Origin of the sequence: Polaribacter sp. P097, from assembly GCF_036864555.1 — a bacterium.
GTDB lineage: Bacteria > Bacteroidota > Bacteroidia > Flavobacteriales > Flavobacteriaceae > Polaribacter.
On sequence record NZ_JAZETJ010000001.1, the window covers coordinates 785,550 to 800,728 of the forward strand.

The following is a 15,179-nucleotide window of genomic DNA, read 5'->3' on the forward strand; positions in this document are numbered from 1 at the left end:
GAAAATTAAAGCGTACAAACAGATTATTAATTCTTCTATTTATAAAGCTGCTGTACCATTTTATTCCTCTGCCTTCTAGCTTTTCTGCTAACTGGTAAATTATTATTTATTACTTATTAATAAATGAACGCAAATTGTTTGCGTTCTAACCATTACTATTATGAAATTAATTCAAATTAAACGAAGTACAAAACAAGAAAAATACTACTCATCTGCAATGGGTATTTTAAACTCTAAAGTAGTTTATATTAAAAAACACGTATTAGGTTTCCCTGTGAAAACCATACATAAGTATAGAGAAACTTACTATGGAGAGGTAAAAGACTGTGGAGATTGTAACCTATTTATTTAAGAACTTAAAAATTAAAATCGATTTATGAGACAATTAAAAATTGTAAAGCAAGTAACCAACAGAGACACCAAATCATTAGAAAAATATTTTCAAGAAATAGGTAAAATAGACCTTATTACTGCTGATGAAGAAGTAGAATTGGCACTTAAAATTAAAGCTGGTGATCAAAGAGCTCTAGATAAATTGGTAAAAGCTAACTTACGATTTGTTGTTTCTGTGGCAAAACAATACCAAAATCAAGGTTTAAAATTATCTGATTTAATTAATGAAGGTAATTTAGGTTTGGTAAAAGCTGCTAAACGTTTTGACGAAACTAGAGGTTTCAAGTTTATTTCTTATGCAGTTTGGTGGATTAGACAATCTATCATGCAATCGTTAGCAGAACAATCAAGAATTGTTCGTTTACCTTTAAATAAAATTGGTAGTATTAGCAAAATCAACAAAGTATATTCTAAGTTAGAGCAAAGAAATGAAAGAATACCAACTTATGTAGAAATTGCAAATGAATTAGATACTACAGTTAGAAATGTAGCTCAATCTATGAAAAACTCAGGTAGACATGTTTCTATGGATGCCCCTTTTAGAGAAGGTGAAGATTCTAATTTATACAATGTGTTAAAGTCTGATGAATCTCCAAGACCAGATAAAAATTTAATGAAACAATCATTAGATATAGAAATTGATAGAGCTTTAGAAACCTTGTCTCATAAAGAAGCTAAAGTAATAAAAATGTTTTTTGGTTTAGGCAATCATACAGCATCAAGCCTGTCTGAAATAGGTGAAACTTTCGATTTAACTCGAGAACGAGTAAGACAAGTAAAACAAAGAGCTATTAGACGATTGCAAAACAAATCTAGAACCGAAGTTTTACGTTATTATTTAGGATAGAAACAACGATCTAGTTTATTTCAATAAAAATTAAAAATGCTAAAATGTATATCACTTATATATTTTAGCATTTTTTTATTTTCATTAATCCAGAAATAAAATATTTAAAAATAAAACTTCTATTAAACTTTAGTTGTTAGTATTTTTAGTTTCCCTTATTTTTACGAATAAACCTTTAAATACTTAATTTATAAAAAAATATGAGTGCTAAAATAGGGCTTAAAGATGCCATATTTATTGGTATTGGTGGTATGGTTGGTGGAGGTATTTTCGCTGTTCTTGGTTTGGCAGTTTCCCTAGCGAAAGGTGGTACACCAATCGCTTTTTTGTTTGCAGGAATTATTGCGTTACTTACTGCATATTCTTATGCCAAACTCTCTAAAAAATATCCAGAAAACGGAGGTACAGTTCGCTTTGTACATCATCAATTTGGAAATGGAATATTTGCTGGTGGTATTAATAATTTGCTATGGATTAGTTACATTGTAATGTTAGCCTTATACGCCTCTGCTTTTGGCTCTTACAGTGCAGAACTTATTTCAATTACTGATAATAATGAGGTTGATGTTAAGATTTTTCAAACAGCCATTATTCTACTCGCACTTTTTATTAACTATTTAAGTATAAAACTTGTAAGTTCTATAGAATCTGTTTCTGTAGTTGTTAAATTAATAATTCTTATTGCTTTTATTGCTGTAGGTTTTTATGGAATATCTCAAAACAAATCGAATTTAGATCAACTTTCTCCCGAAAATTGGGAAGCTCCACTACTTTTACTTTCTGGTGGTATGGTTATTTTTGTAGCTTATGAGGGTTTTGAATTGATTGCAAACTCAATTGGAGACTTAAAAAACAAAGAAAAAAATACAGAGAAAGCTTATTTTGGAGCTGTTGGATTTGTTGTTATTCTCTATATTTTAATTGCCATTGTAACTATTGGAGCCCTACCTTTTGATGCTATTGCAAGTGCAGAAGAATATGTTTTGGCTAAAGCAGCAGAGCCAACCTTAGGTAAAATAGGCTTTACCATAATTACAATAACAGCTATGATTTCTACATTTTCTGCAATAAATGCAACAGTTTTAGGAAGTGGAAGAGTAAATTTTGATATTGCTAAAGATGATGAACTGCCTAAATATTTCAGTCATAAGTTTTGGGGTAAACCAATTGGGTTTTTAATTACTGCAATTTTAGCGGTTGCTCTGGTAAATACAATTGATTTAAAAAGTATATCTACAGCTGGTAGTTCTGGTTTTTTACTAATTTTTACCATTGTAAATTTCATTGGTTTTAAAAAACATGAAACTTTAAATTCAAATAAGTTGATACACTTAATAGCAACAATAATCTGTTTTATTGCTTTTCTTACTCTTCTATATCAGCAATTTGAAGAAAACAAAATTGGCGTTTTTAATGCTTTAGGTATAATTTTCCTCAGTTTTTTGGTAGAACTATTCTATAAAAGAACTTCTAGTCAAAAAAAGTAAACCATTATTTTGGCTAATCATTAACAATTTTAAACATTCATTTTCAGTAATTTAGAGTTTTAATCGTTACCAGTCTTAACTCATTTATTATGAAAAATGTTTTTGCTCTGCTATTTGTTTGTCTATTATTTACTAACCTAGAAATTTACTCTCAAGAAAATAAATTTGAACTTGATGCAAATGTAAACATGCTCATGACTGGTAAAGGAAAAGGTCAAGATGGTGCAATAAACCCTTATTATGGACAAGATTGTTACGCGATTGTAAAAAATACAGGAAAGAAAAAATTTAGTATTCGTATTCAAAAAAATGGTGAAATCTTAAAGACGTACACTATTCTAAAAGGAAAAGAGAAAAAAATTAAGCTTTTAAAAGACCAAGAATTGTATTTAGATACAAATGCTAAACATAAAATAAAAGCCACTCTAGACTTTGAAGAAATTAAAAACGAATAAAAAAATTAATCTTCAGATTTTAGCTTTTCTATAAAACCTTCTATAGATTCTGCATTTTCTACAGAAAATTCTCCAATTTTTGTTCTTCTTAAAACAGATAAATGAGCACCAGAGTTAAGTGCTTTTCCAAAATCGTAAGCAAGAGATCTAATGTAAGTTCCTTTAGAACAAACAACTCTAAATTCAACATTTGGTAGCGCTACTTTTGTAATTTCAAATTCAGATATAGTAACTGTTCTCGATTTAATTTCTGTTGTTTCTCCTTTTCTAGCCAATTCATACAAGCGTTTACCATCTTTCTTAATTGCAGAGAAAATAGGTGGCTTTTGTTGAATATCTCCAATAAACTGTAAGGTAGTTTCTTTTAATAAATCTGAAGTAATATGTTCTGTAGAAAACGTTTCATCTACTTCAGTTTCTAGGTCATAACTAGGTGTAGTAGATCCAATTGTAAAAGTACCTGTATATTCTTTTATTTGACCTTGATAAGTATTTATTTCTTTAGTCTGTTTACCTGTACAAATAATTAACAAACCAGTAGCTAACGGATCTAGAGTACCTGCATGACCCACTTTAATTTTTTTGATGTTAAATCGTTGCTTAATATGCCAACGCAATTTATTTACCACTTGAAAAGAGGTCCATGTAAGTGGTTTATCAATCAGTAAAACTTGTCCGTTTTTATAATCTTCTTCTGTCATCAACAACTGAATTTATGCCGAGAATAAGCTGTAAGCAATAGCTATAAATCCTACAATTGCACAGTATAATGAAAAGTAAGACAGTTTGCTTTTTTTCACTAAAGCAATCATCCATTTGCAAGCCAAAATACCAGCTAAAAATGCAGCTATAAAACCTGCACTTATTGGTAACATCTCTGAAGATTGAAAATTTAAATCTCCACTTAAAACATCTTTACCTATTTTACCAAAGATTAATGGTACCACCATTAAAAAGGAAAAACGAGCAGCTTTGGTTCTGTCTATACCCAATAAAACGGATGTAGATATAGTTGCTCCAGATCTAGAAATACCTGGTAACATAGCAATAGCTTGTGAAATACCAATAATTACTGAGTTTGAAAAAGAGACTTCTTTATTCGTGTTTTTGGCTTTATCTGCTAATAATAATAAAACAGCTGTAACTAAAAGCATAATACCTACCAAAAGTATTTTACCTCCAAAAAAGGCTTCTAATTGTTCTTCAAACAATAAACCTACAATGACAGCTGGTATCATTGAAATAATAATTTTGATAGAAAATTTAGTTTGATCATTCCATTTAAACTGAAATAAACCTTTTAAGATTTCTGCTACTTCTTTTCTAAAAATTACTAATGTACTAAGGGCTGTTGCAAAATGTAAAACCACAGTAAAAGTTAAACTTTCTTCAGGTACAGATGTATCACCCAAAATAGCTTTAGCCAATTCTAAATGACCACTAGAAGAAACTGGTAAAAACTCTGTTAGACCTTGAATTACGCCAAGAACAATAGCTTCTATAATGTCCATATATTATTTTTTAGGATCTGCTAAAATTGCATAAATCTCGATAGCTAAACCAATAATCACTAAAGTTGGTGCCAAACGAATTCTTTGCCAATTATAGATTTCTTCATTAAAAACATTTGGGTCATCACTACCTCCTCCAGACATAAATATAAATCCAACAGTAATAAACACAATGCCTATAAGCATTATGATATAATTTCTTTTACCAAATAAAAACTCTGGTTTTTGCTGTACCTTATTTTTCATATTTTAATAATATAATTCGTCTGTTTGCAAGTTTAAAAAACGTTGTGTTGCAAAAAATGTGCTAATCCAAGTAATGATTAATGAAGATAAAATTACAATACCTGATATGTAAGTTAAGGTAACATAATCTTCTAAAAAGTTTAAACTTGGTATGTATTTGTCTAAATAGTAAATAATAACTGCTATACCCATTAATGCAATCAATGCACCTAACAAACCTAATTTTAAGCTTCTAAAAATAAATGGTCTTCTAATAAAACTCTTTGTAGCTCCAACCATTTGCATTGTTTTAATATTAAAACGTTTAGAGTAGATAGATAATCGTATAGAACTGTTTATTAAAATCATGGCTACTAAGCCAAAAAAACTACTTAAAACCAAAAGCCAAAAGCTAATACGCTTTATATTTTTAGTTAGTAGATTTATTAATGGTTTATCATAAGAAACATCAGCTACAAAAGCATTTTTTTGAAACCTTTGTTCTAACTCAGCTACTTTTTCTGGAGTAACATAGTCTGCTTTTAGGTAAATGTCAACTCCGTTTTTTAAAGGATTTTCTCCTAAAAACTCTAAAAAATCTTCACCTATTTGCTCACTAAACCTTTTTGCTGCTTGAGCTTTACTTGTATAAATTGCTTTTTTAGTAAACTCTTCTTCTAACAAAGATTCTCTAAATGTTTTAATTTGCTTCTGAGTAACATTATCTTTTATAAAAAGTGTAATAGCCACTTTTTCTTTAACGTAGTTAGCAACTTTTGTGCTTTTTAAAACTATTAAACTTAAAACACCCACCATAAATAACACCAAAGCAATACTAATTACAACAGATATGTAAGAAGATTGTAAGCGTCTTTTTTGATAAGAATCAAATTTTTTGGACATTGATTTTAAGGTTTAATCGATTGCAAGATAATAATTAGAAATCAGTTGATAAGAAGAGTTTGCAGTATTTTAACTAATTGATTTCTTGGCACAATTCTACAAGCACACCATTTGTAGATTTAGGATGAACAAAGGCTACCAATTTATTGTCTGCTCCTTTTTTTGGGGTTTCGTTTAAAACAACAAAACCTTCTTCTTTTAATCTTTTTATTTCGCTAAGAATATCATCTACAGCAAAGGCAATGTGATGTATACCTTCGCCTTTCTTGGCTATGAATTTAGCAATAGGACTCTCTTCATTAGTAGCCTCTAAAAGCTCAATTTTATTGGGGCCTGTTTTAAAAAATGATGTTTTTACGCCTTCTGATAAAACCTCTTCTATTTTGTAGTGTTCTTTACCAAAAAGTGATGCAAAAACCTTATTTGATTTTTCTAAATCTTTAACTGCAATACCTATATGTTCTATCTTATTCATAGTGTAAAAATAAAAAAACCAGTAAAGAAAACTTTACTGGTTTTAGATTTATTTAAAAAAGTAAGCTTATTGAGCTAATACTTTAAAATCGTCTATCATATAAGCACCATCTAAGGTAGTGTCATTACCTGAACCTGTAACTTTAAAACCTACGTAAAGCGTACCTGTGTAAGTAGATAAATCTACCAAACCAGAATCTTTAAATGCATACCAAGAATCACTTGGTACAGGTAAGTTTGCAGAAACTGGTTGCCAAGTTGCAGCAGTGACATTAGAACCATCATAGTCTGTAGATACAAATACCTCTAAAGTATTGTCTACAGAATCTAAATGGTGCTGAGCTACTTGAAAGTTTAGGAACTCGTTTGTTTGAGCATCCATATCTATACTTGGTGAAATTAACCAACCAACATTTACGTCATCTCCAGATCTAAACGTACTGAATTCTCCATAACCATTACCACTAAAAACCTGCTCTGTCCATAATTCGCTTCCTTCTTCAGCAAAGTTTGTCCAGCCAGGAAAATTAAATGTTGTGTTATCCACACCAGAATCAAAATCTTCTTCTACAATTACATTAAAATCATTAATATCTAAAGGTGTACATCTAGCTCCAGACATATCCACATCAGAATTATTATTTAATGCTAAAACTAAATCACTACCATTAAAAGTTTTAGATACAACACCTGAAATAGAACCACCACCTTCAGGAAGTGTAGCAAACTTAAAGCTTGCAAATGCAGAAGTTTCTAAGATAAAGGTGGTAAAACCAAAACCATCACAACTTTGTAACGTTCTTTGAGTATCGAACTGATCATTAGCATCAACGTAAGTTTTACCAGCTAAAGTTGTTGGAAACTGAGCATTATCTACTTGAACAAACATACCAATATGACTGGCATTAATTTCTGAAAATTTTACGTTTAATGGTACAATAGTTTCTGTGTTTGAAGATCTAAATAATTGTGTTTCTAATTGATTTAGAGATAAGTTTTCTACTTCATCTCCATCATCGTTTTTATCACCACCAATTGTTGCTACACCATCTCCTGAACGAACTTCACCAACATATAAACCATTTAACCTTACATAAACCTCTCTACCAATGTTAAATTTGTTGTAAGAATCTACCAATTCTAAAGCTACTTTTATTGCAGCTGTTGGATTTTCTGGCTTATCTTGAATAAAAAATTCTTTGTAAAAATTACCTGTTTCGTCTGATGATGTTACATAGCCCTTAACAACAATGTTTGATGTAATTTCTGTTGCTTGACCATTTACAACCAAGCCAGCTAAATTTGAAATAGAAATTTCTGTTAAACCGCTATTTGGATCTGCTAGTTCTGCCTCTATTGTTTCAACTGCTGCATTTTCTTCTGCGCCTATACTTTGAGGTACAGTAAAATCTCCATCCTCTACACACGATGTAAAAGATATACTAGCAACAAAAGCTAATAATAAGATGATTGTTTTATTTGTTTTCATAATTAATTTATTTAATATCATTAAAATCTTAAGTTCACATTTAAAAAGTACGTTGTACCTCTACCATACCAATATTTGTTACCAAAAACTGGAGTATCTAACGCTTTATCATCTCTTAATTGTCTGAAATTTGCGTTTCTTCCTTGTTCAAATCCACCAGATTTGTATTCTTTGTTAAATAAGTTATTCACAGTTGCAAAAACACTGATAAACTTATCTCCTATTTTCCAAGATTTACCACCAATTAAGTTTACAACCATATAATCGTCAAACTTTTCTTGTTGTAATAATTCTTTGGCTAATTCTGGATCGTAATCGCTAAATGGTAAACCATCTGCATCTTCATAGAAATTAGAAGACCTTGTTAAAGGCGCTACATCTACATAAGTATTAGTAAAGAAGTTGGTTGTTGCACCAACCCACCAATAATCTGGATCTCTGTATTCAAAACCTACTGAATAAGCATTTTGAGGACCAGAAGCCAATTTGTAGTTTTCTAATAAAGCTACGTAGTTTTTAGATCTAAAGTTGCTATCAAAACCACCATTATCTGCAACATCAGATGTTAGGTATAAATCTGGATTATTAGCATAGGTAAATTGCCCAATTGATGCTGCACCTTTTAATTTAATTGTAGAAGTTACTTGTGCTTCTATACCTAATTCTAAACCAATGTGATTTCTTTCTATTCCTGATAAAACTTCTTGTACAAATGCAGTGTTATCTCCTCCAACACCATCTGCAAAATAGAAAGATATTTCTGTTGCATCTTGTACATTTGTGTAGTAAGCTGTTAATCTAGAAGTAATAATAGGGCTTCTAACAATGTAACTTAAGTCTGTAGAAAATACTTTTTCGCTTTGTAAATCTTCTACAACTGTATTATTTTCTCTTGAGTTAGAAAAAGAGTTTCTAATTGTAGGTGCTTGAGTCATATAAGCAACATTTGCATCTATTAAATGACGCCCAGTAATTTTATAAGTTGCACCCGCTTTTAAACCGTAGTTTGTAAAATCTAACTTTTCAGATAGGCCTAAGGAATTATTTACAAAACGTCCATTTTGATATAACCCTTCTCTTTGATGTGTGGTTCTTGAAACATTTACAGCACCATAAAAATCTACTTTATTGTATTTAAATTGTGCTTGAGTAAATGCACCAACAACATCTGAATTTAATTTGTAGTTGTACCTGAATGTTTCTCCAACTCCAACCACTCTATTTGGGTCTAACAAGTTGTTTTGCATAGCATCCATTGTATCTGCAAACGGATTTATATCTAAATAACCTGTACCACCTAATAAATCGATTACTTCTGCAAAACTATGAGAACGTAATCTTTTGTATTCTAATTTTGCATTTAAAGTAATATTCTCTGTTAATTCTGAATTTAAAATTGAATTTACAGTAAGCTGTTTATCATCATTTCTGTCTTCATACAAAACATAAGCATTGTTTAAGCCAGCTGCTCTGTTTGTAATGTTTGCATCAAAAATTCTGTTCCAATCTAATTGACCATCATTCTCAAAACGGTCTCTAGCCTCATACGCACCTTCTAAATCATCATTTCTTTCAAAGAAGCTTGGCAAGTATTGGTAGTAAGTTGGACTTGGATTGGCACCTCCATTAAAATCTAAACGACTGTTACCAATTTTACCAAATTGATAGGCAATATTTGTTTGTAAAGAAGTTTTATCATTCAAATCCCAATAATGATTTAACATTAGAATTGGTTCTTCTACTTCTTTAATTCTAGAGTTTACTTTTCTGTCATTTAAATATCCCCAATAATCATTATAAGCTATACCTTTTAAGTCAAAAACTTCTTGAGTGTTTGGAGATGATTTACCTCTTCTATTAGGTGTAAAAATAGAGGTGAAGTTTATGCTGTGATTGTCATTTATCTTCTTTTCTATAGACGCAAATAAAGAGTAGGCATTGTAAGAAGTACCTTCATTAAAACCCTCTATACCAGTTCTTCTACTTCCAGAAAAAGTCATAGACCAACCCCCTTCTAAAGTACCTGTAGAATGTGTAGCCATAACTCTGTGTACATAACTTCTGTTAGATGAAGAATATGAAATACGAGTACCTGCTCTTTGTTCTGAAGCTCTAGTATCTATATTTGTAGAACCTAAAATACCACCAAAAGTATAGTTAGATGGTGCTAAACCATTACTAAATTCCTGATTTCTTAAAACGTCATTCAAACCACCCCAGTTACTCCATTGAGCTCTTCCATCATATAACTTATTCATTTCAATTCCGTTAATAAGTACTTTACCATTACCAGAATCTAAACCTTTTATTCTAAAGAAAGAAGAACTAAATTCAAAAGCGGCTGTTCTTAAATAAATATCTCTTGTAGCTTGTAATAAACCAGCAATATTATCTGCAGCACTTGCATCATCATTTAATTCATCATCTGTAATTGTAATTAAGCTTAAATCTTGATCTATAGAAAAATCTTTATATAATAAAATAGTTCCTAAATCAATTGAATTACCAGTAAGCTCTACAGGAAAATTTTGAACTTCGTAACCCTTTAATTTAATTTGTAAAATGTAACTGCCATTACTTAACTTTTGCAATGTAAAAACACCATTTTGGTCTGTTTTTACCATGTAAGAACTATTTTTGCTTAAAGTAACAGAAACATCGTTTAAAGGTTTTTCAGAATCGCCATCAACAACAATTCCTTTTACAATATTTTGTGCCTGCAGCCCTGTTATAAAGAAGCAAAACAATAATACTGTTAAAACAGTTTGTTTCATAAAAATTTTTTAAATTAATTAAATATTCAATACCAATTTCGCGCAAAATTAACATATTTTAAGAAACCCTAATGTTAATATAACATTATATAATTTCTAGCATACAATATGTTTTATATTATTGCAAAAACTTAAAGAAATGAAAAAAACACTATCTTTTTTAGTGCTACTTTTTATAGTAGCCTTTTCAGTACAAGCTCAAAAAAAAGGTAAGCAATACAATATTAGAACTATAGCATTTTATAATTTAGAAAACTTATTCGATACTATTAACGATACTTCTATAAACGATGAAGCTAGCCCAATGATGGAGCTTAAGTCTAACAGGTCTGAGGTTTATTGGGATAAGATTGATAAGTTAAGTAGTGTTATTATGCAAATTGGGGCAGATAAAGCAAACACTTCTCCTACTCTTTTAGGTGTGTCCGAAGTTGAAAATCTTAGTGTTTTAGAAGATTTGGTGAAGTCTAAAAATTTAGCTAAAAAAGGGTATGGAATTATACATTATGATTCTCCAGACAAACGTGGAATTGATGTAGCACTTTTATATCAAAAAAGATATTTTAAACCTGTGCATCATGAAGTTTTTAATCCTAATATTTACAGAAATGGATATAAGGTTTATACCAGAGATCAGCTTTTAGTATCTGGATATTTAGATGATGAATTAATACATATAATTGTAAACCACTGGCCTTCTAGAAGTGGTGGTGAAGCAAAAAGCAGGCCTTTACGTGAAAAAGCTGCTTACCAAAACACAAAAATTATAGCACAAATTAGAGAGAAAGACCCAAATGCTAAGATTATAACAATGGGCGATTTTAATGATGACCCAACAAACACTAGTTTTAAAGAAGTTCTAAAAACTAAAAGTGATAAAAGTGAAGTGGGTGATTTAGACATTTACAACCCATATGAAGATTTGCATAGAAGAGGTTTTAATACATTAGGCTATAGAGATAACATCAATTTATTTGATATGATTTTAATCTCATCACCCTTATTAGATAAAGGTGAAAAAGACTTCTCTGACTATAAAATGTTTAAAGCAATGATTTTTAACAAGCGTTTTTTAACCAATAGAAAAGGCCAGTTTAAAGGCTACCCTTTTAGAAGTTTTTCATATGGTGGTTATACAGGTGGTTATTCAGATCATTACCCTGTATATATGTATTTGATTAAAGAAAAGAAATAAAACCGAATATTCTAAAAACAAAAAACCCGAAACTGTAAAAGTTTCGGGTTTTTTTATGATAATAAATTATTGCCTTATTACATTTTAAACTTCTTCTTTAACAGAAGTAAATTTATAATATAAATATGTGTAAGCGTCTCTAGGTATAATTGTAATCCACTTTTTGTGTTTTAAGTACCACTTAAAACGTACTGAGTTAACTCCTTTAGTTAAATAGGCAGCAATAAAAGGATGAATATGTAATTGAATCTTTTTATTGGTTGATTTGCTGCTCTCTAATTTAGAAATGAATTTCTCTAAATCAGCTTCTATTTTATCTAATAAAACAATAGGAGCTTCTACTTGACCATCTTTATTCGGATTTGGCTCGGTAGTTTTTATACTCAACTCAGGTCTAACCCTTTGCCTTGTAATTTGCACTAATCCAAATTTAGTTGGTGGTAAAATTTTGTGTTTTGTTCTGTCTAAAGCCATTTGCTCTTTAAGATGCTGAAACAATTTATTTCTGTTTTCAGCTTTATGCATATCAATAAAATCAACTACAATAATACCACCCATATCACGCAATTGTAATTGACGTGCAATTTCTGTGGCAGAAATTAAGTTTACTTCTAATGCTGTATCTTCTTGAGAACCTGCTTTGTTAGATCTGTTTCCGCTATTAACATCAATAACGTGTAAAGCTTCTGTATGCTCTATAACTAAATAGGCACCTTTGCTCATAGAAACTGTTTTTCCAAACGATGTTTTAATTTGTCTTTCTATTCCATATTTTTCAAAAATTGGAACTGTAGATTTATGAAGTTTTACAATCTTTTCCTTTTCAGGATATATTTCCTGTAAATACTCTTTTATTTCTACTTTCAAAGTTTCATCATTTGTTACAATATTTGTGAAGGATTCATTCATAACATCTCTTAGAATAGAAGATGCTCTGTTTAGCTCGCTTAAAATTTTAGTTGGAGTGTTTGTGTTAGGTATTCTCTTACACATTGTTTTCCAGCGTTCTAAAGAGTTTTGCAAATCTTTATCTAATTCTGCTACTTTTTTACCTTCTGCAACAGTTCTTAAAATAACACCAAACCCTTTAGGTTTAATGCTTTTCGCTAATCTTTTTAAACGTTCTTTTTCTTTAGGATCTGCAATTTTTTGAGATACAGATACTCTGTTAGAAAAAGGAACTAAGACCAAAAATCTACCTGCTATAGACAACTCAGAACTTAATCTTGGGCCTTTTGTAGAAATTGGTTCTTTTACTATTTGTACTAATAGGTTTTGCCCTGTTTTTAGTACATCTTTAATACTACCGTCTTTGTTGATGTCTGCTTCCTTTCGAAAGTTCTTTAAAGTGAATTCTTTATACCTACCTGTGCTTACTTTCTTAATGAACGAGTTTAATGAGTTTACTTGCGCTCCTAAATCATGATAATGTAAAAAACCATCTTTTGGATAGCCTACATTTACAAACGAAGCGTTTAAACCTGTTAACACTTTTCCTATTTTGGCCAAAAAAATATCGCCAACAGAGAATTTGTTATCAGTTGTTTCATTATTTAATTCAATAAGTTTTCCATCTCTTAATAAGGCAAAATCAATATCAGATGAATTACTACGAATTATTAATTCTGTTTTCATACTGAACTGGTTTTAACACTGCACATACTTGTGCAGATGGATTAATATTGTCAGGTATTTATAATACCATTTGAGGTTTGTTTAAATAACCTCGATGTCAATGAACTTGTAATTTTTTCGCTAAACAATAAACGAAAAAGTAAGCAAATGCTTACTTTTTCTTGTGTCTATTAGCTCTAGCTCTTTTCTTTCTTTTGTGCGTAGAGATTTTTGCTCTCTTTCTTTTTTTACCACTTGGCATAAATTCTAGTGTTTTGCAAACCTTTAACGGTTTAGATTAATATTTTGTTATTTAACAGCTACTTTATTTTTTACACCTTCTGTAAAAGTTTTAGCTGGTTTAAAAGCTGGAATATTATGAGCTGGAATCTTAATAGTTGTATTCTTTGAAATATTTCTACCAGTTTTTTCTGCTCTTGTTTTGATAATAAAACTACCAAAACCTCTTAAATAAACATTATCACCATTTTCTAATGCATCTTTAACTTCAGTCATAAATGCTTCAACTGTTGCTAAAACATCTGTTTTTTCGATTCCTGATTTATCTGAAATTTTTGATACGATATCTGCTTTCGTCATGTTTCTATTTTTACTATATTCTTAATTATTTTGTTTCAAAAATGCGGATGCAAATATATGATAATTAATCAATTCCGAAAACTTAAAGACTTAAAATTATGTGAATTTTAAAATGTAATATTGCAAATCTATTTTTTAAAAATGAAATTTTCTAACACTTTAATTTTCTGGTACTTACAAAACAAAAGAGAATTACCTTGGCGTAAAACTAAAAATCCATATTTTATTTGGTTGTCAGAAATTATGTTGCAGCAAACAAGAGTTGCGCAAGGTTTAGACTATTACCAGAAATTTACGACCAATTTTCCAACAGTTTTCGACCTTGCAAATGCAGATGAAAGCACGGTTTTAAAAATGTGGCAAGGTTTAGGTTATTACTCTAGGGCTAGAAATTTACACTTTTCTGCCAAACAAATTGTTTCAGATTTTAATGGCGAGTTTCCAAGTACGTTTAAAGACATCATAAAATTAAAAGGTGTTGGTGATTACACAGCATCTGCAATTGCCTCAATTGCCTTTAATGAGCCAACAGCAGTTGTAGATGGCAATGTATATAGAGTACTCTCTAGGTATTTTGGCATTAACACACCTATTAATTCATCTAAAGGAATAAAAGAGTTTAAAGAACTGGCACAAAGTTTAATCGATAAATCACAACCAGGTACTTTTAACCAAGCAATTATGGATTTTGGTGCCATACAATGTAAACCTAAAAAACCATTGTGTATGTTTTGTCCTTTTTCTGAAAGTTGTGTGGCCTTACAAAAGAATTTAATTGAAGTTTTACCTGTAAAAGAGAAAAAAGTAAAAGTAAAAAAACGATACTTTAACTATTTAGTGGTAAAAACTAAAGATGATAAAACAATTCTTACCGAAAGAAAAGGTAAGGGTATTTGGCAAGGACTGTATCAATTTCCTTTAGTGGAAGACACTCATATGATCACTAAAGAGGAACTGCTAGCATCAGATATATTTAACGAACTTTTTCCAAATGATGTTTCAATATCGTTATTTAACAAAAAAGATATAGTACACAAACTCTCCCATCAGCATTTATACACACAGTTTTGGGTAATAGAAACAGAACAGCTTTATTCTGCAAACATTTCTTGGAAAAGCATAGAAGATTATCCTGTACCAGTTCTAATTGCAAATTTCCTAGAAGATTTTAAACTCAAAAATTAATCATTTTTTTTAGTACATTTGAGTAAG

The 15,179-nt window shown here is 30.2% G+C and carries 15 protein-coding genes; 6 read left to right on the forward strand and 9 right to left on the reverse strand.

The features are described 5' to 3' along the window. Positions 1 to 160 precede the first annotated feature (160 nt). From V7R38_RS03640 to V7R38_RS03655, 4 genes are all read left to right on the forward strand, one after another. Positions 161 to 352, forward strand: coding sequence for a hypothetical protein (locus V7R38_RS03640; protein ID WP_015481688.1), 192 nt, complete (start codon positions 161 to 163; stop codon positions 350 to 352). A gap of 24 nt (positions 353 to 376) precedes the next feature. Further along, positions 377 to 1,240: a sigma-70 family RNA polymerase sigma factor gene (locus V7R38_RS03645; protein ID WP_015481687.1), complete on the forward strand. Its 864-nt coding sequence runs from the start codon at positions 377 to 379 to the stop codon at positions 1,238 to 1,240. Between the two features lie 200 nt (positions 1,241 to 1,440). Next, positions 1,441 to 2,727 carry an APC family permease gene (locus V7R38_RS03650; protein ID WP_334056095.1) on the forward strand — a complete coding sequence of 429 codons (1,287 nt, stop codon included), beginning with the start codon at positions 1,441 to 1,443 and terminating at the stop codon, positions 2,725 to 2,727. Positions 2,728 to 2,816: 89 nt separating this feature from the next. Continuing rightward, on the forward strand, positions 2,817 to 3,182 hold the full coding sequence (locus tag V7R38_RS03655) for a hypothetical protein (protein ID WP_334056096.1): 366 nt from the start codon (positions 2,817 to 2,819) through the stop codon (positions 3,180 to 3,182). A 5-nt stretch (positions 3,183 to 3,187) separates the two neighbouring features. On the opposite strand, the gene truB is transcribed toward V7R38_RS03655, so the two are convergent. From truB to V7R38_RS03690, 7 genes are all read right to left on the reverse strand, one after another. After that, positions 3,188 to 3,883 carry a tRNA pseudouridine(55) synthase TruB gene (gene truB, locus V7R38_RS03660; RefSeq protein WP_334056097.1) on the reverse strand — a complete coding sequence of 232 codons (696 nt, stop codon included), beginning with the start codon at positions 3,881 to 3,883 and terminating at the stop codon, positions 3,188 to 3,190. Between the two features lie 12 nt (positions 3,884 to 3,895). After that, positions 3,896 to 4,693, reverse strand: coding sequence for an undecaprenyl-diphosphate phosphatase (locus V7R38_RS03665; protein ID WP_015481683.1), 798 nt, complete (start codon positions 4,691 to 4,693; stop codon positions 3,896 to 3,898). A gap of 3 nt (positions 4,694 to 4,696) precedes the next feature. Next, positions 4,697 to 4,939: a DUF3098 domain-containing protein gene (locus V7R38_RS03670; protein ID WP_015481682.1), complete on the reverse strand. Its 243-nt coding sequence runs from the start codon at positions 4,937 to 4,939 to the stop codon at positions 4,697 to 4,699. A 3-nt stretch (positions 4,940 to 4,942) separates the two neighbouring features. Next, positions 4,943 to 5,821, reverse strand: coding sequence for a cell division protein FtsX (locus V7R38_RS03675; protein ID WP_015481681.1), 879 nt, complete (start codon positions 5,819 to 5,821; stop codon positions 4,943 to 4,945). 73 nt (positions 5,822 to 5,894) lie between these two features. Continuing rightward, on the reverse strand, positions 5,895 to 6,296 hold the full coding sequence (gene mce / locus V7R38_RS03680) for a methylmalonyl-CoA epimerase (protein WP_334056098.1): 402 nt from the start codon (positions 6,294 to 6,296) through the stop codon (positions 5,895 to 5,897). 66 nt (positions 6,297 to 6,362) lie between these two features. Beyond that, positions 6,363 to 7,784 (reverse strand): DUF5689 domain-containing protein, encoded by a 1,422-nt coding sequence (locus tag V7R38_RS03685; RefSeq protein ID WP_334056099.1) that lies wholly within the window; start codon positions 7,782 to 7,784, stop codon positions 6,363 to 6,365. 20 nt (positions 7,785 to 7,804) lie between these two features. Then, positions 7,805 to 10,558 carry a carboxypeptidase-like regulatory domain-containing protein gene (locus V7R38_RS03690; RefSeq protein WP_334056100.1) on the reverse strand — a complete coding sequence of 918 codons (2,754 nt, stop codon included), beginning with the start codon at positions 10,556 to 10,558 and terminating at the stop codon, positions 7,805 to 7,807. A gap of 139 nt (positions 10,559 to 10,697) precedes the next feature. Between V7R38_RS03690 and V7R38_RS03695 the strand changes: the two genes are divergently transcribed. After that, on the forward strand, positions 10,698 to 11,753 hold the full coding sequence (locus tag V7R38_RS03695; protein WP_334056101.1) for an endonuclease/exonuclease/phosphatase family protein: 1,056 nt from the start codon (positions 10,698 to 10,700) through the stop codon (positions 11,751 to 11,753). 84 nt (positions 11,754 to 11,837) lie between these two features. On the opposite strand, the gene V7R38_RS03700 is transcribed toward V7R38_RS03695, so the two are convergent. Beyond that, entirely contained in the window at positions 11,838 to 13,388 is a 1,551-nt protein-coding gene (locus V7R38_RS03700; protein ID WP_015481676.1) for an Rne/Rng family ribonuclease, read from the reverse strand. Positions 13,389 to 13,676: 288 nt separating this feature from the next. Then, complete coding sequence (locus V7R38_RS03705) at positions 13,677 to 13,967, reverse strand: HU family DNA-binding protein (protein WP_015481675.1); 291 nt, start codon at positions 13,965 to 13,967, stop codon at positions 13,677 to 13,679. 141 nt (positions 13,968 to 14,108) lie between these two features. Here V7R38_RS03705 and mutY point away from each other — a divergent pair, with 141 nt between their 5' ends. Then, a complete protein-coding gene (gene mutY / locus V7R38_RS03710) occupies positions 14,109 to 15,152 on the forward strand; it encodes an A/G-specific adenine glycosylase (protein WP_334056102.1) in 1,044 nt (347 codons plus the stop codon). Positions 15,153 to 15,179 lie beyond the last annotated feature (27 nt).